Annotated in this window: 30 protein-coding genes; 27 read left to right on the forward strand and 3 right to left on the reverse strand. The window is 63.4% G+C overall.

The genetic code is table 11. From position 1 onward, the window contains the following. A partial coding sequence (locus CAP13_RS09920) for a helix-turn-helix domain-containing protein (protein ID WP_179184952.1) occupies window positions 1–233 on the reverse strand: 233 nt, incomplete at its 3' end. Between the two features lie 976 nt (window positions 234–1209). Then, window positions 1210–3681 carry an immune inhibitor A domain-containing protein gene (locus CAP13_RS05575; protein WP_085830585.1) on the reverse strand — a complete coding sequence of 824 codons (2472 nt, stop codon included), beginning with the start codon at window positions 3679–3681 and terminating at the stop codon, window positions 1210–1212. Between the two features lie 769 nt (window positions 3682–4450). Between CAP13_RS05575 and rplE the strand changes: the two genes are divergently transcribed. The 22 genes from rplE to rpsJ all read left to right on the forward strand — a co-directional run bounded on the left by rplE (window position 4451) and on the right by rpsJ (window position 18537). Next, window positions 4451–5008, forward strand: coding sequence for a 50S ribosomal protein L5 (gene rplE / locus CAP13_RS05580; protein ID WP_085830586.1), 558 nt, complete (start codon window positions 4451–4453; stop codon window positions 5006–5008). A gap of 88 nt (window positions 5009–5096) precedes the next feature. Beyond that, entirely contained in the window at window positions 5097–5282 is a 186-nt protein-coding gene (locus CAP13_RS05585; RefSeq protein WP_085830587.1) for a type Z 30S ribosomal protein S14, read from the forward strand. A 130-nt stretch (window positions 5283–5412) separates the two neighbouring features. Further along, window positions 5413–5811, forward strand: coding sequence for a 30S ribosomal protein S8 (gene rpsH, locus CAP13_RS05590; RefSeq protein ID WP_085830588.1), 399 nt, complete (start codon window positions 5413–5415; stop codon window positions 5809–5811). Window positions 5812–5844: 33 nt separating this feature from the next. After that, window positions 5845–6381, forward strand: a complete 537-nt coding sequence (gene rplF, locus CAP13_RS05595; RefSeq protein ID WP_085830589.1) for a 50S ribosomal protein L6 — start codon at window positions 5845–5847, stop codon at window positions 6379–6381. A gap of 71 nt (window positions 6382–6452) precedes the next feature. After that, window positions 6453–6815 (forward strand): 50S ribosomal protein L18, encoded by a 363-nt coding sequence (rplR, locus tag CAP13_RS05600; protein WP_085830590.1) that lies wholly within the window; start codon window positions 6453–6455, stop codon window positions 6813–6815. Between the two features lie 13 nt (window positions 6816–6828). Beyond that, window positions 6829–7350: a 30S ribosomal protein S5 gene (gene rpsE, locus CAP13_RS05605; protein ID WP_085830591.1), complete on the forward strand. Its 522-nt coding sequence runs from the start codon at window positions 6829–6831 to the stop codon at window positions 7348–7350. Between the two features lie 6 nt (window positions 7351–7356). Then, entirely contained in the window at window positions 7357–7539 is a 183-nt protein-coding gene (gene rpmD, locus CAP13_RS05610) for a 50S ribosomal protein L30 (protein ID WP_085830592.1), read from the forward strand. A gap of 2 nt (window positions 7540–7541) precedes the next feature. Further along, a complete protein-coding gene (rplO, locus tag CAP13_RS05615; RefSeq protein WP_085830593.1) occupies window positions 7542–7991 on the forward strand; it encodes a 50S ribosomal protein L15 in 450 nt (149 codons plus the stop codon). Continuing rightward, entirely contained in the window at window positions 7985–9271 is a 1287-nt protein-coding gene (gene secY, locus CAP13_RS05620) for a preprotein translocase subunit SecY (RefSeq protein ID WP_085830594.1), read from the forward strand. Before rplO ends, secY begins: the two co-directional genes overlap by 7 nt. A 23-nt stretch (window positions 9272–9294) precedes the next feature. Next, complete coding sequence (locus CAP13_RS05625) at window positions 9295–9921, forward strand: adenylate kinase (protein ID WP_085830595.1); 627 nt, start codon at window positions 9295–9297, stop codon at window positions 9919–9921. After that, entirely contained in the window at window positions 9918–10706 is a 789-nt protein-coding gene (map, locus tag CAP13_RS05630; RefSeq protein ID WP_085830596.1) for a type I methionyl aminopeptidase, read from the forward strand. Before CAP13_RS05625 ends, map begins: the two co-directional genes overlap by 4 nt. A 122-nt stretch (window positions 10707–10828) precedes the next feature. After that, window positions 10829–11047, forward strand: a complete 219-nt coding sequence (gene infA, locus CAP13_RS05635; RefSeq protein WP_009141477.1) for a translation initiation factor IF-1 — start codon at window positions 10829–10831, stop codon at window positions 11045–11047. A 152-nt stretch (window positions 11048–11199) separates the two neighbouring features. Further along, the gene (gene rpmJ / locus CAP13_RS05640) at window positions 11200–11313 is read left to right on the forward strand and encodes a 50S ribosomal protein L36 (RefSeq protein ID WP_006363204.1); all 114 of its coding nucleotides are present in this window, start codon (window positions 11200–11202) and stop codon (window positions 11311–11313) included. A gap of 15 nt (window positions 11314–11328) precedes the next feature. Then, window positions 11329–11703 carry a 30S ribosomal protein S13 gene (gene rpsM / locus CAP13_RS05645; protein WP_085830597.1) on the forward strand — a complete coding sequence of 125 codons (375 nt, stop codon included), beginning with the start codon at window positions 11329–11331 and terminating at the stop codon, window positions 11701–11703. A gap of 10 nt (window positions 11704–11713) precedes the next feature. After that, window positions 11714–12121, forward strand: a complete 408-nt coding sequence (gene rpsK, locus CAP13_RS05650) for a 30S ribosomal protein S11 (RefSeq protein ID WP_085830598.1) — start codon at window positions 11714–11716, stop codon at window positions 12119–12121. Between the two features lie 19 nt (window positions 12122–12140). After that, a complete protein-coding gene (gene rpsD / locus CAP13_RS05655; protein WP_085830599.1) occupies window positions 12141–12737 on the forward strand; it encodes a 30S ribosomal protein S4 in 597 nt (198 codons plus the stop codon). Between the two features lie 32 nt (window positions 12738–12769). Continuing rightward, complete coding sequence (locus CAP13_RS05660) at window positions 12770–13711, forward strand: DNA-directed RNA polymerase subunit alpha (protein WP_085830600.1); 942 nt, start codon at window positions 12770–12772, stop codon at window positions 13709–13711. A 25-nt stretch (window positions 13712–13736) separates the two neighbouring features. Further along, entirely contained in the window at window positions 13737–14291 is a 555-nt protein-coding gene (gene rplQ, locus CAP13_RS05665; protein ID WP_085830601.1) for a 50S ribosomal protein L17, read from the forward strand. Window positions 14292–15166: 875 nt separating this feature from the next. Continuing rightward, window positions 15167–15538, forward strand: coding sequence for a 30S ribosomal protein S12 (gene rpsL / locus CAP13_RS05670; protein ID WP_085830602.1), 372 nt, complete (start codon window positions 15167–15169; stop codon window positions 15536–15538). 46 nt (window positions 15539–15584) lie between these two features. Continuing rightward, on the forward strand, window positions 15585–16055 hold the full coding sequence (gene rpsG / locus CAP13_RS05675; protein WP_085830603.1) for a 30S ribosomal protein S7: 471 nt from the start codon (window positions 15585–15587) through the stop codon (window positions 16053–16055). A gap of 21 nt (window positions 16056–16076) precedes the next feature. After that, window positions 16077–18185, forward strand: a complete 2109-nt coding sequence (gene fusA / locus CAP13_RS05680; RefSeq protein ID WP_085830604.1) for an elongation factor G — start codon at window positions 16077–16079, stop codon at window positions 18183–18185. Window positions 18186–18228: 43 nt separating this feature from the next. Next, the gene (rpsJ, locus tag CAP13_RS05685) at window positions 18229–18537 is read left to right on the forward strand and encodes a 30S ribosomal protein S10 (protein WP_085830605.1); all 309 of its coding nucleotides are present in this window, start codon (window positions 18229–18231) and stop codon (window positions 18535–18537) included. Window positions 18538–18670: 133 nt separating this feature from the next. On the opposite strand, the gene CAP13_RS05690 is transcribed toward rpsJ, so the two are convergent. Continuing rightward, entirely contained in the window at window positions 18671–18985 is a 315-nt protein-coding gene (locus tag CAP13_RS05690; protein WP_085830606.1) for a glutaredoxin family protein, read from the reverse strand. Between the two features lie 2092 nt (window positions 18986–21077). Here CAP13_RS05690 and CAP13_RS05700 point away from each other — a divergent pair. The 5 genes from CAP13_RS05700 to rplB all read left to right on the forward strand — a co-directional run bounded on the left by CAP13_RS05700 (window position 21078) and on the right by rplB (window position 24670). After that, a complete protein-coding gene (locus tag CAP13_RS05700; protein ID WP_097677672.1) occupies window positions 21078–21743 on the forward strand; it encodes a histidine phosphatase family protein in 666 nt (221 codons plus the stop codon). Between the two features lie 379 nt (window positions 21744–22122). Next, entirely contained in the window at window positions 22123–22743 is a 621-nt protein-coding gene (gene rplC / locus CAP13_RS05705) for a 50S ribosomal protein L3 (RefSeq protein WP_085830608.1), read from the forward strand. A gap of 20 nt (window positions 22744–22763) precedes the next feature. Beyond that, window positions 22764–23390, forward strand: a complete 627-nt coding sequence (gene rplD, locus CAP13_RS05710; RefSeq protein WP_085830609.1) for a 50S ribosomal protein L4 — start codon at window positions 22764–22766, stop codon at window positions 23388–23390. After that, window positions 23391–23678 (forward strand): 50S ribosomal protein L23, encoded by a 288-nt coding sequence (gene rplW, locus CAP13_RS05715; protein WP_085830610.1) that lies wholly within the window; start codon window positions 23391–23393, stop codon window positions 23676–23678. Between the two features lie 158 nt (window positions 23679–23836). Continuing rightward, window positions 23837–24670: a 50S ribosomal protein L2 gene (gene rplB, locus CAP13_RS05720; protein WP_085830611.1), complete on the forward strand. Its 834-nt coding sequence runs from the start codon at window positions 23837–23839 to the stop codon at window positions 24668–24670. Window positions 24671–24684 lie beyond the last annotated feature (14 nt).

Raw genomic sequence — 24684 nt, forward strand, 5'->3', positions numbered from 1 at the left:
GCCTCCGCGGCGAGGTCGGCCGCGCGCTCGCCCGCCTCGTAGCGGGCGACCAGGCCCATCTTCGCCTCGTAGGGCAAGTGTACCGGCTTCTTGCGCGCGGCGGGGGGCCATGCCGAGGAGGACCACCTCCTCACCGTCTCCCGGCTGCAGCCGACGAGGTCGGCCGCGGCGGAGCGGCTCATGCCCTCCCCGATGGCGAGCAGCGCGAGCTCCCTGTCGTCCCTGCTGTACATGCGGACCCCCTTCGGGACACCGTGGTGTCCAACTATTCGTCCGCATCCCCATCTGCCTGGGAACGCGCTCGCAAGTACGTTTTCAAGGCCCATACGAGCAAGCGCTACGGAACTACGGCGGCGCGACGAGCGACAGCGCCGAAGCGCGGGCTGCCGGCACCGAACGCAGGCCGATGGAGCCAAGGCTCGGCACACGATCGGGAGCCGCCAGCGCGGACTCAGCGAGCGCCGCCACGGAGGCCAAAGTTCGGCGCAAGATCGGGGGGCAGGGTCGCTAGTAGAAAATGTCAGATCTGCGTCAAACAGGCGCCTATACATAGCGGATTCCGGGTCCATCGACTCAGGGATCGGCGTTAACGCATGCACATATTTAAATAGTCACTTCGATGACCTGGAGATTTGTCATAACCTCTTATGCGCCCAACGCACCCGAATGCGCCTACGGCTGGAGGTGTGGCATGGAAATGACTCAGATCTGACATTTTCTACTAGCCGGTGTCGTACCCCGAGTTTCTGGAACTTGATAAACAGATTTGGTTAGGCGATTTTATCTTGGTTTTTGCATAATGGACTATTAAGAAGATCCTGTTCTAATTTATATCCGCGCAACGACCCCGCGGTGAAGGGCCGTATGCCGCTTTTGATGCCGGGGAACAAGGTGAAGGCCGGAGCGACCGGAAACGCCGGCCACATGGAAACGTTGGTCACAAAGTCCTGTTAACGCTTTTGGCAAGCCTGCATCCAGACAATAAACTCAACCCTGTTGAGAGCGGGTGGGGGAGCTGCATGCCATACCGGATGGACACTGGGACTGGCTGGACGCGCTTTTTGTCCTATACGTCAAAGGGGCCGGTGCGGTCATCCGCACCGGCCCCTGTCTATGGGTCGACTATACGGTGGTTAGCTCAAGCGTCGCGAGGCCTCTCGTGCTTGCCAAAGCCATCCCCGAAGGCCACATCGCCTCGATGTGCCGCGCTTACTTCCCACCCTCGTGGCGCCGCCGCAGCGCACCGGCCGCGACGATGGCGCCGAGACCGCTCGCGGTGGCTCCCAGTAGGAGCGCAAGGCTCACGTCGCCGGTCTTGGGCAGGAGGCGGCCCTTCGCCTTGCGGACCGGGGTCTTGTCGGCGGCCTGCTTGCCCTTGGACCCGTCGAGCCCCTCGCCCGGGTTGGGGTTCGGCTGCGGTTCCGGCTGGGGCTGGGGCTCCGGCTGCGGGGCAGGAGCAGCGGCTTCGGCGGTAACCGCCAGACGCGCGGACTCAGCCTCAACGCCGTTCAGGAAAAAGCGGACCTCGAGGGACCGTGCCGCCGCGCCCTCATTCGCAGGCACATCCAGGGTGCCTCCGAGCGTGACCGCACCGGCCGCACGATCGGCGAGCGCCATCCGGCTGAGCTGGACGCGTGCCCAGTCCCCGCTTACGGGCTCGCCGTTCTCGTATACCTGCGCGTAGGCGCTGTCCGTGGCGTCGAAGTTCTCAACGGCTAGGGAGAGGGCCACGCTTCCGCCCGTGTTCGGGAGGGTGACCGACTTGGTGAGCGTCCCCTCGGGGGTGGTGATGCCCGAGTCCGAGGCGCTGGCGGGGAAGTCGACCGTGAAGGTCATCTTCTCAGCCCCCTCATCGGTGGAGGAGATCCGAATGCCGGTGTCCACGCGGCCCGCCGGATCGTCGCTGCCGTTGTAGGCGAGCACCGGGGTGGCCGGGTTCTCCAGCTGACGGGTCGTGTTCGCGTTCAGGAAGGGCATCCTGAGCAGCGGGCGCTCGTTCCCCACGTTCTCAAGCTCGAGGAAAGCGGGCATGACGCCAGGACGGTGCTTCTTGACGTTCACGGTGTTGCTGGGGTTGCCGGTGAGGCCGTACTTCTCGGCGATGCCGTTGTCGACGTGCCAGATGACGATGCCGCCCGTGGGGTTCTGATATTTGTAGCTGTTATCGGGCTCGCCAGCGGGTGCATTGCTCCTCACCGTGCCCTCCCAGAGGTTGGTGGCGGCGCCCTCATCGAAGGACTCGTACTGGCGGTTCTCGATGATGTAGTACTCATCATCGGTGATGCGGATGATATGGCTGCTGTAGCCCTCGTCGCTCATCTGCGATGTGGCCGTGTAGGTGCCGTCCTCGGTGATCTCGACCGGGTCGATGTAGCCGAGGAAGAGCTTGCTGTAGGGATCGAGGAAGGTCGGGCGGTACTCGTCGTCACGCGTGAGGCCCCAGGAGCCGCCGTCCATCAGGGAGAGGATGCCCGTGCTGTACGCGGCGTACGGACCGGTGCCGTCCTCGGTGTCGTAGAGGTCGGGGAGGCCCAGGAAGTGACCGAGCTCGTGGCCGAGGGCACCAACGCCGCTCTGGTACTCCGTGCCGTCCGAGTAGGCCTCGGTCTCGGATTGGATGACGTACTTGTCGATCGTGACACTCTGACCGCCGCCGAGGTCGATCGGGTAGGGAGCGCCAATCGCCTGGCTGAACTCCCACTGATGCGACCAGATGCCGTTGTGGCCGGCGGGAATGTGGTTGGTCGCGGCCTCGTAGCCCGCGAACACGATGCCGAGGCCCAGCTCGTTGGGCTCGACGGCACCATCACCATCCGCATCGAAGCTCGCGAAATCCGTGTACTTCGATGCCTCGTCGATGATCTCCTTCATGACGCGCTTGTAGTTATCGAAGCCCTCGTCCGTATCGGTGTCGAGGTTGCCGTATGCGTGGTTCAGCTTGATATGGAGGACGCCGTCGTTGAACCGGTCGGTGGTGCTGGTGTTCTCGCCCTCGCCGTAGGCGCTCTGCTCCATGGCCGGGGCCCAGGTGAACCGCCCGTTCGACGTGATCTCGTACAGGCTCGAGACGCCGTAATCGGAGGTGAAGAACCGCTCGTTCCAGTCGTACGTGGTGCTGTAGGGCTCGTCCTCGAAGCCCACGACAATGATGAGGAGGGGGATCGTCGCCTGGTCGCTCGCGGCGCTGCGGAACCCGCTCGCCTCCTCAGTGCTCCGGTTCGCCGTGTGGATGGAATCGAGGGTCACCGGCTCACCGCCCTGGCTGAGTTGGTCCTTGCGGTACGTCTTGCCCTCAAGGGCGTAGAGCGCGGAGCGGCTGGCATCGGAGACGAGTCCGTCGGCGCCGATGGAGGCGGAGCCCGCCGGCTCATCCGCCCGCGCGCCGAGGGCCAGGCTGCCGTTCGATCCGGTGACCTGGCGCCAGACGCCGTTCGCATCCTTGAGAATGACGACGTCGTCGGCGTTCAGCATGAAGTTGAAGTTCTCGTCACCGCGCCCGCGGGCCTCAAACGACGAGCCGTCAGGCTGCGTGAGGCTGAGGGGCTTCGGATTCGCCGGGAGGGCGAGGGCGGGCGCGGCGGCGCCGAACGCGAATGCGGCAGCGAGGGCAGCACCGCAGGCTGTGCGGGCGATGCGCTGTGGCCACGAGGCGCGCGCCGCCCTGGTCGTAGCGTGTTCCATGGTTCCCTTTCTTCAGATGCAGACATATCTTCCCAAGCGACCGCCCCGACCCCAAACCTCGGAATGTGGACACTTTTCATTTATGGTATTGATAATTCGCCTTAGGGCCTCCACCAATTCGGTAAGAGGAAAGAACTATTCGATAAACTAACCGAACTAGGGTGTTTAATGGCATCATCATCCGTGAGAGATTTCATCGGTTTACACAATCTATCTGCTGCGATAGACAGATCCAACGGATACGGTATTCAAATCTGTTCACGCATGGTTACAAACCTGAAACAAAATTGGTGAACGGTGGGCGCACAAGGTGGCAGGGCGCCGTGCATGATCAAGGGGCCCGATAGGGAGGACCCGTACGAGACCGCCGCGCGACATGCACGGGCGAACTACGAGGTCGTCTGTGCGGCACGTGCGGGCGAACCACGGGACCGTCCGCATGACATGCGCAGGCGAACCGAGGCACCATCGCCGCAGACCCGACGCGGCGGCCGCGGATGACCCCGCAACGCGGGCGCGCCGGCACGGCCCGTCTTGCGGTCCATTTGTGGAATTCCGCAGGCAGGAAGCCGGAGGGAAGATTTGTCTGGCATTCGGCCGCAGCGGCGCGTATCATATCGAACGTATTGCCCGGCTCCTGCCGGTCAGTCGTCATGCCCATCCAAAGCCAGGGAGGGTGTGGCACGGCAGGAGGCGCGAGGACAGCACAGCCGCGGAAAGCCCCGCGGCGCCGCCACAGCCCCGCGCTTAAAACCCCAAAGGAGTGCTCATGGCTGAAGAGAAGTACGTACCGCGCCTCAAGACCAAGTACCAGAACGAGGTCAAGCAGGCCATGCATGAGAAGTTCGGCTACAAGAACGTCATGCAGATCCCCAAGTTCGAGAAGATCGTCGTCAACATGGGCGTCGGCGAGGCCGCGACCGATTCCAAGGCCATCGACGGTGCCGTGCGCGACCTGCGCACCATCACCGGCCAGCAGCCGATGATCACCCGCGCCCGCAAGTCCATCGCGTCCTTCCGCCTGCGCGCCGGTATGCCCATCGGCGCCAAGGTCACCCTGCGCGGCGACCGCATGTGGGAGTTCTTCGACCGCCTGACCGCCATCGCGATTCCCCGTATCCGCGACTTCCGCGGCATCTCCCCCAAGAGCTTCGACGGCCGCGGCAACTTCTCCATGGGCGTCACCGAGCAGCTGATCTTCCCCGAGGTTGATTTCGATTCCATCGACCACACCCGTGGCATGGACATCACCATCGTCACCACCGCCAACACCGACGAGGAGGCCAAGGCCCTGCTTGACTTCTTCGGTTTCCCGTTCAAGAAATAGGTTCAAAGCCCCGGGATACGCGGGGTCCGGGCAATCCGGTCCGGACCCCGCGCGGGGTGCACATACAGTCCATGTGAGGAGGAAATAAGTGGCTAAGACATCGATGATCGTCAAGTCTTCTCGTGAGCCGAAGTTCTCGACCCGCAAGTACACGCGCTGCCAGCGCTGCGGCCGTCCGCATTCGGTCTACCGCAAGTTCGGCCTGTGCCGTATCTGCTTCCGCGAGTTGGCGCTGAAGGGCGAGCTTCCCGGCATCAAGAAGGCCAGCTGGTAAGTCACTGCCAGCGCGTCGGGTGGGCGCCCTGCCTTGCCCGCACGCATGGAAGTGCGTGCCGAGAAGGCTTTCCCTCCACGGGTGGGAGAGGACCGCGGCACGTGTTCATCAAGAACGAAGGAGAATCAGCATGAATCTCACAGACCCGATCGCGGACATGCTCACGCGCATCCGCAACGGCAACTCTGCGAACAAGACCGAGGTCTCGATGCCGAGCAGCAAGAAGCTCGTCGAGGTCGCTCGTGTCATCTACGAGGAGGGCTACATCGAGGGCTACACCATCGAGGACACCGCCCCGTCCAAGACCCTCCACATCACCCTCAAGTACGGTCCCAAGAAGGCCAAGGTCATCAACGGCATCAAGCGCATCTCCAAGCCTGGTCTGCGCAAGTACGCCGGCGTCAAGGACCTCCCCCGCGTCCGCGGCGGCCTGGGAACCGCGATCGTCTCCACCAGCCAGGGCGTTATGGCCGACCGCGATGCTCGCCGCAAGGGCATCGGCGGCGAGGTCGTCGCCTTCGTGTGGTAATCGATTCGGCGAGTAGAAGGAAAGGAGATCACCGTGTCTCGTATCGGTAAGAAGCCTGTCCAGATTCCCGCCGGGGTCGAAGTGGCAGTCGATGGCAACAAGGTCATCGTCAAGGGGCCCAAGGGCACCCTTGAGCAGGATTTCTATGAGAAGCTCACCGTGTCTGTCGAGGGCTCCGAGCTTGTTGTGACCCGTCCGGACGACGAGCGTGAGACCCGTGCCCGCCACGGCCTCACCCGCGCCCTCATCCACAACATGGTCGTGGGTGTCTCCGAGGGCTACGTCAAGGGCCTCGAGCTCGCGGGCGTCGGCTACCGTGTGCAGCAGAAGGGCCGGGACCTCGAGTTCTCGCTCGGCTACTCCCACCCGGTCATCGTCGAGCAGCCCGAGGGCATCACCTTCGAGGTGCCCGACAACACGCACGTGAACGTCAAGGGCATCAACAAGCAGCAGGTCGGCCAGGTCGCCGCTGAGATCCGCGCCAAGCGTCCGCCCGAGCCGTACAAGGGCAAGGGTATCCACTACGTTGGCGAGCACATCCGTCGCAAGCTCGGTAAGGCCGCCAAGTAACGCGCTTCCGCGCTGATCACACGTAAGACCGGCACCCCGTCAGGTGCCGGCGGGACTCAAAGGAGTTTTTCATGAACAAGCAAAAGGCGAAGCTGGAGGGCCTCAAGCGCCGTCAGCGTCGCGTTCGCGGCAAGATCTTCGGTACGGCCGAGCGTCCGCGTCTGCGCGTGGTCCGTTCCAACGCCAACATCTACGCCATGATCGTGGACGACACCAAGCACGCCACGCTGGTGTCCGCCTCCACCGTCGAGGCCGAGTTCAAGGGCCAGAACGGCGGCAACGAGGAAGCGGCCAAGAAGATCGGTGAGCTTGTGGGCAAGCGCGCCATCGAGGCCGGCATCAAGGCAGTCAGGTTCGATCGCGGTGGCCGCATCTACCACGGCCGCGTCAAGGCTCTCGCCGAGGGCGCCCGTGCCGCCGGTCTCGAGTTCTAGGAGGTATTGACTAATGGCTCGTAATCAACGTCAGCAGCGCGAGGCCTCCGAGTTCGAGGAGCGCGTCGTCTTCATCAACCGCGTGGCCAAGACCGTCAAGGGTGGTCGCCGCATGTCGCTCGTCGCCCTCGTGGTCGTCGGTGACGGCAAGGGCAACGTCGGCCTCGGCATGGGTAAGTCCGCCGAGGTGCCCACCGCCATCTCCAAGGCGAGCATCGACGCCAAGAAGCACATGTTCCACGTCCCGGTGACCGAGACGGGCACCCTCCCGCACGAGGTGCTCGGTGCGTTCGGCGCCGCGCGCATCCTGATCAAGCCCGCTGTCGAGGGTACCGGCGTCATCGCCGGCGGCGCCGTGCGCCCCCTCTTCGAGCTCGCGGGCATCACGAACGTCCTCTCGAAGTCGCTCGGCTCCGACAACGGCCTGAACATCATCAAGGCCGCCGCCGAGGGCCTGAAGGAGCTCTCCAGCCCCGAGGACGTCGCCGAGCGCCGCGGTCTCACCGTCGCCGAGATGTTCGTCGGTAAGGAGTAGCGAATCATGGCTAAGACCATTACGATCAAGCAGGTCCGCAGCACCAACGGCTGCAAGCAGGACCAGGTCAAGACGGTGCGCGCCCTCGGGCTCCACCGCATCAATCACACGCGCGAGATTGCCGACAACGATGGCGTCCGCGGCATGATCTTCAAGGTCAAGCACCTTGTCGAGATTGTAGAGGAGTAACCATGCAGCTTCACGATCTCACCCCCGCTAAGGGGTCCAACAAGCGTCGCAAGCGCGTCGGTCGCGGCAACGCCTCCGGCAAGGGCACCTACTCCGGCCGTGGCCTGAACGGCCAGGGCTCCCGTTCCGGCGGCACCAAGGGCGCCGGCTTCGAGGGCGGCCAGACCCCGCTCGCGATGCGTCTGCCCAAGCTCCCCGGCTTCCGCAGCCCGCGCCGCATCGAGTTCACCGCCATCAACGTGGCCGAGCTCGAGGCTCGCTTCGAGGCCGACGCCGTCGTCGACGGCGAGGCCCTTCTGGCCGCCCGCCTCGTCAAGAGCGTCGACGAGCCCGTCAAGGTTCTCGGCGACGGCGAGCTGACCAAGAAGCTCACCGTCAAGGTTGACAAGGTCTCCGCTTCCGCCAAGGCCAAGATCGAGGCCGCAGGTGGGCAGGTCGAGCTGCCGTGCTAACCGGGCTGAAGAACACCTTCCGCATCAAGGAGCTCCGCGGGAAGATCCTCTTCACCATCGCGATGCTGGTGCTCTACCGCATCGGCGCCCACCTGCCTGTTCCCGGCATCCCCTTCAAGGGGATGCTGGACCTCGCCTCGACCTCGTCGAGCACCCTGGCAGGTGGCGCCTTCGCGCTGCTGAACCTGTTCTCTGGCGGCGCGCTCTCCTACGTGTCGGTGTTCTCTCTGGGCATCATGCCCTACATCACGAGCTCGATCATCATCCAGCTCTTCCAGAGCATCATCCCGAGCCTGCATGAGCTCTCGCGCGAGGGCGAGGTCGGTCAGACCAAGATCACCCAGTACTCGCGCTACCTCACGCTGGCCCTGGCGATCCTGAACTCCATCGGCTACTTGTTCCTCTTCAAGAGCTTCGGCATCAACTTCAACGGTGCCGGTGCCCCGGAGTGGATCTTCGATGTCATGATCGTCGGCACCCTCGTGGCGGGCGCGATGCTCATCATGTGGATCGGTGAGCTCATCACCCAGCGCGGCATCGGCAACGGCATGAGCCTGATCATCTTCGCCAACATCATGGCGGGGCTGCCTCAGGCCATCTTCCGTTCCTCCGAGGGCGGCTCCACGGACATCATCGTGACGGCCGTCATCTTCGTCGTGATCCTCTGCGTCATCCCGCTCATCGTGTACCTGGAGCGCGGTCAGCGCCGTATTCCAGTGCAGTACGCCAAGCGCGTGGTGGGGCGGCGCATCATGGGCGGTCAGTCAACCTACCTGCCCATCAAGGTGAACACGGCCGGCGTCGTGCCGATCATCTTCGCAAGCGCCCTCCTGTACTTCCCGGCTCAGATCGCCGTGTTCTTCCCCGGCGTCACCTGGATCCAGGTCACCGCGAGCGCGCTTTCCTCCGGCTGGATCAACTGGGTGCTGAACGTCCTGCTCATCGTGTTCTTCGCGTACTTCTACACCTCCATGGTGTTCAACCCCGATGACACGGCTGACAACCTCAAGAAGCAGGGCGGCTTTATCCCGGGCGTGCGTCCGGGCAAGGCCACGGCCCTCTACATCAAGAACGCCCTCAACAAGATCACGCTGCCCTCGGCCGTCTTCCTGGCGCTCATCGCCATCGTGCCGTCCATCGTGTTCTCCTTTACGGGCAACCAGCTCATCCAGGCCTTCGGCGGCACCTCGGTGCTGATCATGGTCGGCGTGGTGCTGGATACGCTCGCGAAGGTTGAGAGCCAGCTCAAGATGTACGATTACGACGGGTTCTTTAAGTAGGGACGGCTGAGAGGAGCCGCAGCATGAACATCGTTTTGCTCGGAGCGCCCGGAGCGGGCAAGGGGACGCAGGCCCAGCGCCTCGTCCGCGACTTCGGTCTGGCGCACATCTCCACCGGCGACCTCCTGCGCGCCGCCGTGAAGAACGGCACCGAGCTCGGCGTCCAGGCGAAGGCCTATATGGATGCCGGCGACCTCGTTCCCGACCAGCTCGTCATCGACCTGGTGAAGGAGCGCCTGTCGGAGGATGACGCCCGCGAGGGCTTCATGCTCGATGGGTTCCCGCGCAACACCGTGCAGGCGGTGACCCTCGACTCCGAGCTCTCTGCGCTCGGCCGCGAGCTCGACTGCGCGCTGCTGGTCGACGTTCCCTTCGACGTGATCATTCGTCGCCTCTCCTCGCGTCGCACCTGCCGCTCCTGCGGACACATCGGGACCGCCTCCGACGAGACCTGCCCGGTCTGCGGTGGCGAGATGTATCAGCGTGATGACGACAAGCCGGAGACCATCAAGAACCGCCTCGCCGTGTATGAGAAGTCGACGAGCCCGCTCGTCGAGTACTACCGCGGCCAGGGCATCCTGAAGATCGTCGACGGCGATCGGGATCCCGACGAGGTGTACGTCGATACGAAGAAGGCACTCGGTCTATGATCAAGATCAAGTCCGCACAAGAAATTGAGCAGATGAAGGTTGCCGGAGCGCTGTCTAAGACGGCGCTCCGGCGCGTTGGGGCCATGGTGCGACCCGGCGTCTCCACCTTCGAGCTCGACCAGCTCGCCGAGCAGATCATCCGGATGCACGGCGGGACCCCCGCGTTCAAGGGTTACGGCGGGTTCCCGGGGAGCATCTGCGCCTCGGTGAACGACGCGGTGGTGCACGGGATCCCCAATCCCGACGTCATCCTGCGCGACGGTGACATCATCTCGATCGACACCGGTGCCGTGGTGGACGGCTGGGTGGGGGACAACGCCTGGACATTCTTCTGCGGTGAGCCCTCGCCCGAGGCGCGGGCCCTCTGCGAGGTCACCCGGGACTGCCTGAAGGCGGGCATAGCCGAGGCCGTGCCCGGCAACCGTATCGGCGACATCGGCCACGCGGTGCAGGAGCTCGCTGAGAGCAACGGCTACGGGGTGCTCCGCGATTATGTGGGGCATGGCGTCGGCCACGTCATGCACGAGGAGCCCAACGTCCCCAACTACGGCAAGCGCGGGCGGGGCGTCAAACTTGAAGCCGGCATGGTCATCGCCATCGAGCCGATGATCACGATGGGAAGCCCCCGGGTCACAACCGGTTCTGACGGCTGGATCGTTTCGACCCGCGACCATCTCCCGGCGGCCCATTTCGAGAACACGATCGCCATCACCCTCGATGGCCCCGTGATCCTCACCGCCGACGACCAGGGGCCCTGGTGCCCCCTCGAGGGAGGGGCCCTGTAGCCTCCCTATACGCACGCGCTGCGAAAAGATGTGGAGTCAAGGCGGATTTCACAAAGAGAGCAGACGGGTGTTGTATCATTCACCGTTGCTGTCGTTTTCTGTCGAGAGAAAGATGATTGCCTGTGAAAAAGGAAGATGCCATCGAGCTCGAGGGTACGGTCACCGAACCGCTGCCCAACGCCATGTTTCGTGTTGAGCTCGAGAACGGTCATTCGGTCCTCTGCTCGATCTCGGGCAAGATCCGCATGAACTACATCCGCATCCTCCCGGGCGATAAGGTCGTCGTGGAGCTTTCCCCCTACGATCTCACGCGCGGGCGCATCACCTATCGCTACAAGTAAACGCTAGCACATAGCTGCCGTCTGCGACTGCAAGGATTGCTCAGCCTTTCAGTCGCTCTCGCATGCTTGAACCTGTTCGGTTATTCACGCCTGCGGCTGGGCGAGTAGATACGCATTCCATTGGAGTTTGAGCACTACCGAGAGGAAGAACGATGAAGGTACGTCCTTCTGTCAAGAAGATGTGCGATAAGTGCAAGATCATTCGGCGTCACGGCAAGGTGCTCGTCATCTGCGAGAACCCGCGCCACAAGCAGCGCCAGGGCTAAGAGAGGAGATCAACGTTGGCCCGTATCAATGGTGTCGACCTTCCGCGTGAGAAGCGCGTTGAGATTGGTCTGACCTACATCTACGGCATCGGCCGCACCACCGCCTCCAAGATCTGCGAGGCGACGAACATCAACTCCGACACTCGCGTGAAGGATCTCACCGAGGACGAGGTGAACGCCATCCGCGCCTACATCGACCAGAACAACATGATGGTCGAGGGCGATCTGCGCCGTGAGCGCAACCAGAACGTCAAGCGCCTTATGGACATCGGCTGCAACCGTGGCCTGCGTCACCGCAAGGGCCTGCCGGTCCGCGGTCAGCGCACGCACACCAACGCTCGCACCCGCAAGGGTCCGAAGCGTCAGATCGGTGCTAAGAAGAAGAAATAAGGAGCGCTAGATGGCTACTGCAAAGAAGAACGTTCGCGGCGCAACCCGCTTGAAGCGCGCGGACCGCAAGAACGTCTCCGTGGGACAGGCTCATATCCGTTCCACGTTCAACAACACGATTGTCTCGATCACGGACGCTCAGGGCAACGTCATCGCCTGGAAGTCTGCCGGCACGGTCGGTTTCAAGGGCTCCCGTAAGTCCACGCCGTTCGCCGCCCAGATGGCCGCTGAGGCCTGCGCCAAGATCGCGATGGAGCACGGCATGCACAAGGTGTCCGTCTTCGTGAAGGGCCCCGGCTCCGGTCGCGAGACCGCGATCCGCTCCCTCCAGGCCGCCGGCCTCGAGGTCTCGAGCATCCAGGACAAGACGCCCATCCCGCACAACGGCTGCCGCCCCAAGAAGCGTCGCCGCGTGTAACTGAAAGGATCGATACACTATGGCAATCGACAGGACTCCTGTTCTTAAGCGCTGCCGTCAGCTTGGGCTCGATCCCGCTGAGCTCGGTTACAGCAGCAAGAAGGAATCTATCCGCCAGCCCCGCCGTCGTCGCAAGGAATCCGAGTACGGCATGCAGCTGCGCGAGAAGCAGAAGGTCAAGTTCATCTACGGCGTGCTCGAGAAGCAGTTCCACGGCTACTTCAACCGCGCCCGCAAGATGAACGGCATCACCGGTGAGAACCTCCTCATCATCCTTGAGAGCCGTCTCGACAACGTCGTCTTCCGACTCGGCTTCGCCCGCACCCGCAAGGAGGCCCGCCAGTCCGTCCGCCACGGTCACTTCACCGTGAACGGCCGCCGCGTGGACATCCCCTCCTACCAGGTCAAGGCTGGCGACGTTGTCGCGGTCGGTCAGAAGTTCCGCGACCTCCTTCCCATCAAGGAGGCGCTGATCTCGTCCGAGCGCTTCGAGGTCCCCGGTTGGCTCGAGGTCGACATCGAGAAGCTCTCCGGCAACGTGATCTCGCTCCCCGCACGCGAGCAGATCAGCGGTGACATCAAGGAGCAGCTCATCGTCGAGCTCTACTCTAAGTAGTCCCATCGGGCTGCTGAAGCTGGAGGTAATACATGTCAGAATTCATTAGGCCCCAGGTTCAGGTCGAAGAGATCAACGACACCTGCGCCCGCGTCTCCGTCGAGCCCCTCGAGCGCGGCTACGGCGACACGCTGGGCAACTCGCTGCGCCGCGTCCTGCTCTCCTCTCTGGAGGGCGCCGCGGTCGAGGCGATCCAGATTGACGGCGCGCAGCACGAGTTCATGGCCATCGACAACATGGTCGAGGATGTCACCGATATCGTCCTGAACGTCAAGGGTCTGGTGTTCCACTCACTCGGAACCACGGGTGAGGCCACGGCGACCATCTCGGTCAACGGCCCCTGCGAGGTCACCGGCGCCGACTTCTTCATCCCGTCGGAGTTCGAGCTGGTCAACCCCGAGCAGCACATCGCCACCCTCACCGAGGGCGGCCACCTCACTATGAGCATGCGCATCGGCTACGGCCGCGGCTATGTCTCCGCTGAGGCGAACAAGCGCGACAACGATCCCATCGGGATCATCCACGTGGACTCGCTGTACTCGCCCGTGCACCGCTGCGCGAAGCTCGTCGAGCCGTTTCGCGTGGGCCAGCACACCGACTACGACCGCCTGGTCCTCGAGATCGAGACCAACGGCGCGCTCACCCCTCGTGAGGCCGTCGTGCAGGCCGCCAATATCATCAACCAGCACATGGCCGCCTTCATGAACCTCGCCGACGATCCGGAGGAAGAGGAGGATGCGTCCATCTTCGCCCCGGAGCAGACCAACGACAACGCCGAGCTCGACAAGCAGATCGAGGATCTCGACCTGTCGGTGCGCTCCTACAACTGCCTCAAGCGTGCGAGCATCCATTCGGTGCGCCAGCTTGTGGAGTTCTCGGAGAACGATCTGCTGAACATCCGCAACTTCGGTGTGAAGTCGATCGAGGAAGTCAAGGACAAGCTTGAATCCATGGGCCTGGGCCTCAAGGCCTAAGTTCGTGTTCTAGAGGAGAACGACCATGCGTCACAACAAGAAGAAAGGCCTGAAGCTCGGTTCGTCCGCCGCGCACACCAAGGCCATCAAGAAGAGCCTCGCCAAGGCGCTCTTCGAGAACGACCGCATCAAGACCACGATCACGCGCGCCAAGGCGCTGCGCGGCTACGCTGAGCCGATCGTGACCTGGGCGAAGAAGGGCGACCTGCACTCCCGCCGCCTTGCCATCGCCAAGCTCGGCGACAAGCAGCTCGTCGCCGAGATCTTCGACAAGGCCGCTCAGGGCATGTGGGCTGACCGCGATGGCGGGTACACCCGCATCATGAAGCTCGGTCCTCGCAAGGGCGACAGCGCCGAGATGGTCATCATCGAGCTCGTGACCGAGCCGGTGCAGAAGAAGGTCAAGAAGGCCGCTCCGGTCAAGGCTGCTGCTCCGAAGAAGGTCGTGAAGGAGGAGGCCGCCGCTGAGGATGCTGCTCCCGAGGCTGCTGAGGAGACCGTCGAGGCTGAGGCCGAGGTTGCCACCGACGAGGCTGCCGGCGATGAGGCCGAGTCTGCTTCCGAGGAGACCGCCGAGTAGCGCGATCACCTCACCAGGTTTTCTAAAGGGGGCGCCCCTGCCGGGGCGCCCCTTTTTTGATGGCGTAACTGCTCTTCAAGCTGCTGCGGTGGACAGCCATGGTGCGACGAAGGTGAGCTGGGCAAGGAGATCTAAACAAGGCATTTCAGCGCCGCTTCACGTTAAACCGGGGTTAGACCGGTGCCGCCAGAGATCGCTCGCATATTTCCAACCTTGTCGAAGCAGGGTGCACCGTCGTTCAGATGCGGTTGAGCTGCTGATGGCCGCTTTCGTATGCGTGCGGATGTCAGTATATTCATAAAAATAGAAAAGTTAGTTAGTATTCTCATATCAATGGATGGCGATTTTCGGCCCCACAGCTGAGCAAGTAGAAAATGTCAGATCTGCGTCATTGCAGCGCGGGGCAACGGGGCAGAGCCTTCTAATTGCCAAACGATACATGTCATATCTTGCGAAATGCAATATTTCGATGGAACGACACCTTCTTGAGAAGCTGCCATATCGGTAAAGAACGCTACAAGGCGGTCGATCCTGCCGTGAATAGACTCAGATCTGACATTTTCCACTAGGTGGGTACGCTCGGGGCGAACCGATCTTGTTTCAAGGTGCGGGAACATGAGAGGGTAGCCAATTTCAAACACGGTTCACAGGTTGCTGCCTGCTGTTAGCCGTCTGCGAGAGCATGGCGTAGCTGCAATATGGAAATTCCGCGTATTCAGGTCAAAATAGGGGAACGCCCGGGTACGTGGTCTGTTGACACCACAGCCCTACGCGCGTAACGTATCGACCGCATGATTCGCGGGCGGATGCTGCCGCCTCGTTTCAAGCCGTTGCACATAGTACAGGGCTGGAAGCAAATCGAAAAGGAGTACGCTTTGCCTACTATCAACCAGCTGGTTCGTCAGGGCCGCACGTCGTCCGCCAAGAAGTCCAAGAACGCGGCACTGCAGCACAACTCGCAGAAGCGCGGTGTGTGCACCCGTGTCTTCACCACGTCGCCCAAGAAGCCGAACTCGGCTCTGCGCAAGGTCGCCCGTGTGCGTCTTGTCAACGGCATCGAGGTCACCGCTTACATTCCCGGCGAGGGCCACAACCTGCAGGAGCACTCCATCGTGCTCGTCCGCGGCGGCCGCGTCCGCGACCTCCCTGGTGTGCGCTACAAGATCGTGCGCGGTGCGTACGACTGCGCCCCGGTCAACAACCGCAAGCAGGCCCGCTCCCGCTACGGCGTCAAGCGCCCCAAATAACGCTGACGTCCACCAGATCAAGCTAACACGTAAGAGGAGATAACACATGCCGCGTCGTGCATCCGCTACCCGTCGCGAGGTTCAGCCGGACTCCGTCTACAACAACCGCCTCGTGACGCAGCTCATCAACAAGATCCTTCTCGATGGCAAGAAGGCCACCGCCGAGCGCGTGGTCTACGGTGCCTTCGATATCGTCGCCGCCAAGTCCGAGGGCGACGCCCTGGCCGTCTTCAAGAAGGCCATGGACAACGTCCGCCCGACCCTCGAGGTCAAGCCCAAGCGCGTCGGTGGCGCCACCTACCAGGTCCCCATGGAGGTCAACTCCCACCGCGCCACGCAGCTGGCCATCCGCTGGATCGTCACGTTCAGCCGTGCCCGCAAGGAGAACACCATGGCCGAGCGCCTCGCCAACGAGATCCTCGACGCCTCCAACGGCGTCGGCGCCTCCGTCAAGCGCCGCGAGGACGTCTTCAAGATGGCCGAGGCCAACCGCGCCTTCTCGCACTACCGTTGGTAAGCCAGAGAGGAACCCACTACCATGGCTAAAACCAAGTACAACCTGAAGGACACCCGCAACATCGGCATCATGGCCCACATCGATGCCGGTAAGACCACCACGACCGAGCGCATCCTGTACTACACGGGCAAGACGCACAAGATCGGCGAGGTGCACGAGGGTGCCGCCACCATGGACTTCATGGTGCAGGAGCAGGAGCGCGGCGTGACCATCCAGTCCGCTGCCACCACCTGCTTCTGGAAGAAGGACGGTTCCGAGTACCGCATCCAGATCATCGACACCCCGGGCCACGTGGACTTCACGGCCGAGGTCGAGCGCTCCCTGCGCGTCCTCGACGGTGCCGTCGCCGTGTTCGACGCCGTTGCCGGCGTCCAGCCCCAGTCTGAGACCGTGTGGCGCCAGGCCCGCAACTTCGGCGTCCCCCGCATCGCCTTCATCAACAAGTTCGACCGCGTGGGCGCTGACTTCTTCCATGCCATCGACACCATGAAGGAGCGCCTGCACGCCAAGGCCGTCGCCATCCAGCTGCCCATGGGCGCTGAGGACAACTTCTGGGGCATCATCGACCTCGTCACCATGACCGCGTGGGATTTCAAGGCCGACGACAAGGGCATGACCTATCCCGAGCCGATGGACGCCATCCCGGCCGAGTTCGCCGAGCTCGCCGCTGAGAAGCGCTCCGAGCTGCTCGACGCCGCCGCCGAGTTCGACGATGAGCTCATGATGATGGTCCTCGAGGACGAGGAGATCGAGGCCGACATGCTCAAGGCCGCGATCCGCAAGGGCGTGCTCGCCAACGAGCTGAACCCGGTCCTCGTGGGCTCCGCCTACAAGAACAAGGGTGTCCAGGAGCTGCTCGACGCCGTCGTCGACTACCTCCCGAGCCCGCTCGATGTGTCCGCCGTCGAGGGCACCGACCCCAAGACCGGTGAGCCCGCGGACCGCAAGCCCTCGAACGACGAGCCCTTCTCCGCGCTCGCGTTCAAGGTCTCCACGGATCCCTTCGTCGGTAAGCTCACCTTCTTCCGCGTCTACTCCGGTAAGGCCACGGCTGGCTCCTACGTGGTGAACGCCACCACCGGTCAGCGCGAGCGCCTCGGCCGCATCCTTGAGATGAACGCCAACGAGCGCATCGACCAGGACTCCTGCGAGACCGGCGACATCCTCGCCGCCGTCGGCTTCAAGAACACCACCACGGGCGACACCCTCTGCGAGGAGGGCAAGGAGATCATCCTCGAGTCCATGGAGTTCCCCGACCCGGTCATCGACATCGCCATCGAGCCCAAGACCAAGGCCGAGCAGGACAAGATGGGCCTCGCCCTCACCAAGCTCGCCGAGGAGGACCCGACCTTCCAGGTGTCCACGAACCACGAGACCGGCCAGACCATCATCGCCGGCATGGGCGAGCTGCACCTCGAGATCATCGTCGACCGTCTGCTCCGCGAGTTCAAGGTTGACGCGAACGTCGGTAAGCCCCAGGTCGCCTATCGTGAGGCCCCGGGTCACGACGTCGAGAAGGCCGAGGGCAAGTTCGTCCGCCAGTCCGGTGGTCGCGGCCAGTACGGTCACGCCGTCATCAAGCTCGAGAAGATGGAGGAGGGCTTCGGCTACGAGTTCGTCAACGGCATCGTCGGCGGTGTCGTGCCGAAGGAGTACATCCCGTCTATCGACAAGGGCATCCAGGAGGCGCTGAACACGGGCGTCATCGCCGGTTATCCGGTCATCGACGTCAAGGTCACCCTCTTTGACGGTTCCTACCACGAGGTCGACTCCTCCGAGGCCGCCTTCAAGATCGCCGGTTCCATGGCAATCAAGGACGCCCTCAAGAAGTCCGACCCCATCCTGCTCGAGCCCGTCATGGCCGTCGAGGTCGAGACGCCTGAGCAGTACATGGGCGACGTCATGGGTAACCTGTCGGGCCGTCGCGGCAAGATCGAGGGCATGGACGACCGCTCCGGCAACAAGGTCATCCGCGCCAAGGTGCCGCTGGGCGAGATGTTCGGCTACGCCACCGACCTCCGCTCCCAGACCCAGGGCCGCGCGTCCTACACCATGCAGTTCGACTCCTACGAGCCGGCACCCAAGTCGGTCACCGAGGAAGTCATCAGCAAGGCCGGCGGCAACGCCTAAGCCCTGAAGTCAATCGCCTAGTTCTCTTTAGTGGAGGTAGAAGTTGTCTAGCCAGAAGATTCGTATCCGCCTCAAGGGCTACGATCACGAGGTCGTCGACCAGTCCGCGAAGCTCATCGTCGAGACCGCCCAGAAGACCGGCGCTCGCGTGTCCGGTCCCATTCCGCTGCCCACTGAGCGCAACCTGTACACGGTCATCCGCTCGCCGCACGTGGACAAGGACTCCCGCGAGCAGTTCGAGATGCGCACCCACAAGCGCCTCATCGACATCCTCGACCCGACCTCCGGCACCGTCGATTCGCTGATGCGTCTCGACCTGCCGGCCGGTGTGGACATCGAGATCAAGCTCTAAGCTTCGGTCTCGACCGTTCGTCGGTATGCGAAAGCCCCTTGGTTCTTCGAGCCAAGGGGCTTTTTGCTTTTGGGCGTGCTTGCCGTCGTACGGCTTTAACTGCTTGCTATTTGGATGAACTGAGCGATGTGCGTCATTTGAAGATCGAGCAGGTCGCGCCGCCGTCGAGCTCCGCCTGCTCCTCGGCGGAGATGGTGGGCTTGGCGCCATCGGCGAATGTGTCGGAGAGGTACGCGATGATGTCGTCCGACTCGTACATCGGCTTGCCGTCGATGAACAGGCACGGCACCTGCGTCTTGCCGCCCACGCGCTCGAGCGTGGCACGGGCCTCCGGATCTGCGCTGATATCGCGCTGCGGCAGCTCGATGCCATGCTGGCTCATGAAGAGCAGCACTTTGCGGCAATACGGGCAGGTGGGCAGTATGAAGAGCTCATAGGTGGTGGCCATGGTGGTTCCTCTCGTGAGGTCGTACATTGCTAGGGGTGCTTGTACCCATGTTATGCGTGCTCTCGCTCCGTCGGGCGTCTTTTTCACGGTCTTCGTGGGTCATGGCTCCCGTTCATGACGTCGATCGGACTTGTGTCCGGACGAGCTGCTAGGGTTGAGAAAGTGGTCGTGAAATGTTCTATGACTGACTCCGCTCGGCCCCGCGGCGACTACGCCGTGCCAACCGTTCGCACAGTGTTTCATGCCGTTTGCAGGGTGCCTTCGCGACGAACGCATACTGCACATGTAACCGGGCATAGTAGAAGTACCGAAACATCGTCGCGCCAAACGGGCGACCGGCTGAGGAGGTGGTTCCAGTGGGCTCAGAAGAGATATCAGCTCTGGGGCTCGCTTCCTGTATCGAGACCCTCCCTATGCACTAGGAGCGAGCGGACTCGCCCACGCTTTCCGAGCGGATCGGAGGGAAGGGCCGGTGACCAAGCGAGCCAAGGGGCTGAAGCAACGTCCCAACCAACATCGTGTGCGAGAAATGAGGAGATTCCACCGTACATATATTAAGAAAGGGGTCGGTTCGCCGGCCCCTTTCTTCTTGTGCGACTGTCGCGGAGGGGGCGGACGCGTCGTGCTTCGGTGCGGCATGCTAGGCACCAATGGGTCGGCATGCCCAGGTATGCGTAGCGCCAGAACGTGCCGCGATCATTCGATGGGCGCCCGCGCTTTCATAGCGGAGCTCAGGGCGCTTGGCCGATCGAGGGGAAGTGCCTTCGTCTCTGTCCAGCTGCACGGTTTGGTGTGGGCTTCTCCCGTCGCGCGCAGAAAGGGGGTGCGGACGTTTTCCTGTACACATCCTACACCGCGTAGCCCAGGGCCCTGCGGTTCTCGTCCATCGTCCTCCAGCCGAGCGAGCGCTTCATCCTGCCCGCGCGGTACCACTCGATCCAGGCGTCGAGTTCCGCGATGAAGCGGCCCGCCGTCACCCCCGCCCAGTCGCGGCATCGGAGGAACTCGTTCTTGAGCAGGCCGAAGAAGCCCTCCGCCCGCGCGTTGTCCGGGCTCCTGCCCTTGCGCGACATGCTCCTGACCAGGCCGTGGGCCTCGCAGATCGAGACCCACCCCGGCCAGCGGTAGTGGCAGCCGCGGTCGGAGTGGACCACCGGGCGCTCGCGCGGGGACAGGGTCGCGCAGGCCGCCGAGAGGCTCGAGTCCGCGAGCGCCGCGTCCGGCCNGCTCCTGGCGATCCCCAAAAACCGGAGAACCAAGGTCTGGGACAGGCCGGTCGCCGCGATCAATCTTCCCGCGAGCGCGCACGAGCTCGCGGTCGACATCGTAGCCGGCGGCGAGCCTCCCGCTTTTAGGTCGTCCAACACCGCCCTGAGCAGAGCGTTCTCCACCTGGTCGGGGGTGAGGCCGGACAGCGGCCCCTCCCCGGGCGGGTCGAAGAGGCCTCGGATCTCCATGTCGGGCTCCCTCCTCGCCGGGCTCCTCCTGGACCCGATTCCACCCGCGCCGGAGCCCCACGGCCTCCCGGTGTAGCTGCGCGGCAGCTCGCCGGCCTCCCAATGGCTGGCCTCTCCGCGGCCGACGCCGGCGAACCGGGCGGCCTCCGACACGCCCATCCCCTCCTCGCGCGCCAGCAGGAACAGCTCGACCTCGACCTTGTCGTGCATGCGGACCTCCCGTCTGGGCACCTCCGCGGTGTCCAACTTTTTGTCCGCACCCCCAAAATGTTCGGATTGGTGTGGGTTCTGGGCGATGCAGAATGTAGCTACAGAATGACCGAGCTCTGTACCTGAGGGTTTCATGGACGCGGAACGCCTGCTACGCAGCTCCTCAGCCAAAACCCACGCCAAGCCGATGAGAAATACTGTCCAAGAAGGAAAAACCACACCAAACCGTTGGGAACTTCCGCCCACGGCGGGAGGGCCCTGCAGGATATTCTCGTCGTGAACACCGAGGGCGGCTAAGCTATCGCCTGGGATAGGAGAAGCCCACCAAGCCGCAGAATTTCTTGCAGACCCAGGCTCTACACACTCCCATCGCGCCCACGTGCCACAATGACCCCATTGCGTTTCGCACGTCAAAAGGAGATCCCGTGCCCACCCTCTACCTCATGCGCCATGGCCAGACGGAGTTCAACGTCGCCGGTCTGGTGCAGGGGCACTGCGATTCACCGTTAACAGAGTTGGGGTGCGCCCAGGCCCGTGCGGCGAGACGCTGGCTGGCAGCGCAGGGGATCATGCCAACGAGGCTCATCTCATCGCCGCTCGGCCGTGCTCGGGCGACACTTTCGCTGCTGAGGTCGGAGCTGCTGGACGGGATGGTCGAAAGCAAAGGTGACCGGCACGATCAAAGGCGCCCCGCCAACCCGAGTACGCCGCAGCCCGTGCCCCCGCTGGAGATCGACGACGGGCTGATCGAGCGCAGCTACGGATCCCTCGAAGGCGGTCCGCGCGATCAAGTCCCCTCCGACCTCTGGGATCCCGGCGAGGGCGTCGTGGCCTTCGGCGGGGAGGGGAGTGCGGCGTTAAGGGAGCGGATGGTGCGAACGCTCACGAAGATCATGCACGCCCCCGGCTCCGAGCGGGTGCTCGCGGTCTCACATGGATCGGCGGTCGCCCAGTTCAAGGCGGCCTGGGCAGACCGAGCCCGGTGCCCGCAGGACGTCTGGATCGGCAACTGCTTCATCCTCGTGTTCGATTTCGACCGGAAAACCGGTGCTTTCACAAACACAGGGATCATCGACCCGACAGGGGCATAGCCGCGCGTCACACGCAGGTGCCCGGCGAGCTGCAGTGGCGCGGGTGACCAGGCCGACACACACCAGCCCCGCCGCAACCTGCGCCCGCCAAAAGCCCCGAGACCCACCCACGCCCGCGCCAAACCCCTGACCTCCGCATTCAATTCATGCAGCAATTGTGAATCTCGATGGATACGCCCGTGCGCGTGTATACTAACCAGGCTGTGCCCAGTCCAGGGGAGGATGCTGCCTGGACATTTCGACCGCTACGGGTTGCGCGGTTGGGAGGTCCGAGCGGTTCCAGCACCGAGACGGGGCGCGCAGTCAGTTGTGGTCCGCTGGGAGCGAGCGCAAGGGGTGCTCGCATTGGCCCAAGACCACCGAAGGTTAGGATCACTGAATGATCAGCATGATTCTCGGCCGCAAGATCGGTATGACCCAGGTTTGGGACGAGAACGACAACATCGTTCCCGTCACGGTCATCCAGGCTGGCCCCTGCACCGTCTCGCAGGTTAAATCTGAGGCGACCGACGGCTACGACGCTGTCCAGATCGGTTTCGGCGACATCAAGGCCAAGAACGTGAACAAGCCCATGGCTGGTCACTTCGCCAAGGCCGGCGTCGAGCCCGTCCGCTACCTGCGCGAGGTCCGTGTTGCCTCGGGCGAGGAGCACAAGGTCGGCGACGTCGTCACCGTCGCTGATTTCCAGGACACCGCCAAGGTCGACGTCATCGGTACTTCCAAGGGCAAGGGCTTCCAGGGTCGCATCAAGCGCTGGGGCCAGCGTCGCGGTCCCATGACCCACGGCTCCCACTTCAAGCGTCACCCGGGCTCCATCGGCCAGTGCGCCTACCCCGCGCGCGTCCTCAAGGGCGTCAAGATGGCCGGTCACATGGGCAATGAGCGCGTGACGGTGAAGAACCTTTCCGTTGTCCGCATCGATGCCGAGCAGAACCTCATTCTTGTCAAGGGCGCGGTCCCTGGTGCCAAGAATGGTCTGGTCGCCATCCGCATGGCCTAAGGGCAAAGGAGATACGCCACATGTCTAAGTTTGAAGTCAAGAACAGCGAGGGCAACAAGGCCGCTGAGGTCGAGCTCGCTGAGGGCGTCTACGGCATCGAGCCGAACACCCACATCATGCACCACATCGTCACCCTCCAGCAGGCCAGCTGGCGTCAGGGCACCCAGTCCGCCAAGACCCGTTCCGAGGTCTCCGGCGGCGGCAAGAAGCCGTGGCGGCAGAAGGGCACCGGCCGTGCCCGCCAGGGTTCCACTCGTTCCCCGCAGTGGCGTCACGGCGGCGTGGTCTTCGCTCCGAAGCCCCGCTCCTACGCCAAGCGCATGAACAACAAGGAGGTCAAGCTCGCCATGCGCTCCGCGCTCTCCGCGAAGGTGCGCGACAACGAGCTCGTCCTCGTGGAGGACTACGGCTTCGAGAAGCCGTCCACCAAGGCTGCCATGGCGCTCATCAAGGCCCTCGGCCTTGAGGGCAAGCGCCTGACGATCATCGTTCGCGAGGACGACGTCAACGCCTTCCTGTCCTTCCGCAACATTCCCAAGACGTTCATCATCACGCCGTCCGAGGCCAACACCTACGACCTCATCAACAACGGCGCTCTCGTGATGCCCGCCGACGTCGCGATGCACTTCGGGGAGGTGCTTGCATAAATGGACGCACACAACGTGATCATCCGTCCCGTCGTCTCCGAGCGCGCGTACTCCCTTATGGAGGAGAACAAGTACACGTTCGAGGTCGCCAAGGACGCGAACAAGTTCCAGATCAAGGACGCCGTCGAGGAGCTCTTCAACGTGAAGGTGACGCGCGTCAACACCATGAGCGTCAAGCCCAAGACCAAGCGCGTGCGCTACGTTGCCGGCAAGACCCGCTCCTGGAAGAAGGCCATCGTCACGCTCCGCGAGGGCGATAGCATCGAGATCTTCGGCGCGCAGGCCTAAAGCCCGCAGCCGTGTGTCAGTCCCCGGGATCTCAGGACTCCGGGGAGTGAGGTCCCGGGGTCCACAATGGAGCCGCCCGGTACCGTGGTAATCCGGTGTCATCGCGCGCGTATTCCCTGGCGCGGTGGCGAGCGGATCAGATATGAAAGGGATAGGTAATGGCTGTAAAGCACCTCAAGCCGACCAGCGCAGGCAGGCGCTGGCAGACGATCTCCGACTTCGCCGAGATCACCTGCACCACGCCCGAGAAGAGCCTTCTCGAGCCGCTGCCGAAGAAGGCCGGCCGTAACAACACCGGCCGCATCACCGTCCGCCACCAGGGTGGCGGCGTGAAGCGTCAGTACCGCCGCATCGACTTCAAGCGCAACAAGGACGGCGTGCCGGCCAAGGTCGCAACCATCGAGTACGACCCCAACCGCTCCGCCCGCATCGCCCTGCTCCACTATGTGGATGGCGAGAAGCGCTACATTCTGGCCCCGAAGGACCTGCAGGTGGGCGACACCGTCGTCTCCGGCGCCGGTTCCGACATCAAGCCCGGCAACGCGATGCCGCTCTCCGAGATCCCCGTCGGTACGCTCATCCACGCGATTGAGTTCCAGCCGGGCAAGGGCGCTGCGATCGCCCGCTCCGCCGGCACCGCCTGCCAGCTCATGGGCAAGGAGGGCAAGTACGCGATCGTGCGTATGCCCAGCTCCGAGATGCGCCGCATCCTCGTGACCTGCCGCGCCACCGTGGGTGAGGTCGGCAACGCCGACCACTCCAACATCGTGATCGGCAAGGCCGGCCGCAAGCGCAAGCTGAACGTCCGTCCGACCGTCCGTGGTACGGTCATGAACCCGGTCGACCACCCGCACGGCGGTGGTGAGGGCAAGAACCACACCTCCGGTCGTCCGTCCGTGACCCCGTGGGGCAAGCCGACCAAGGGCTACCGCACGCGCAAGAAGAAGAAGGCTTCGAACGCCCTCATCATCCGTCGTCGCAAGACCAAGTAACGATACCGAGTTAG

This window comes from Collinsella vaginalis (assembly GCF_900176655.1).
In the GTDB taxonomy this organism is placed as follows: Bacteria; Actinomycetota; Coriobacteriia; order Coriobacteriales; family Coriobacteriaceae; genus Collinsella; species Collinsella vaginalis.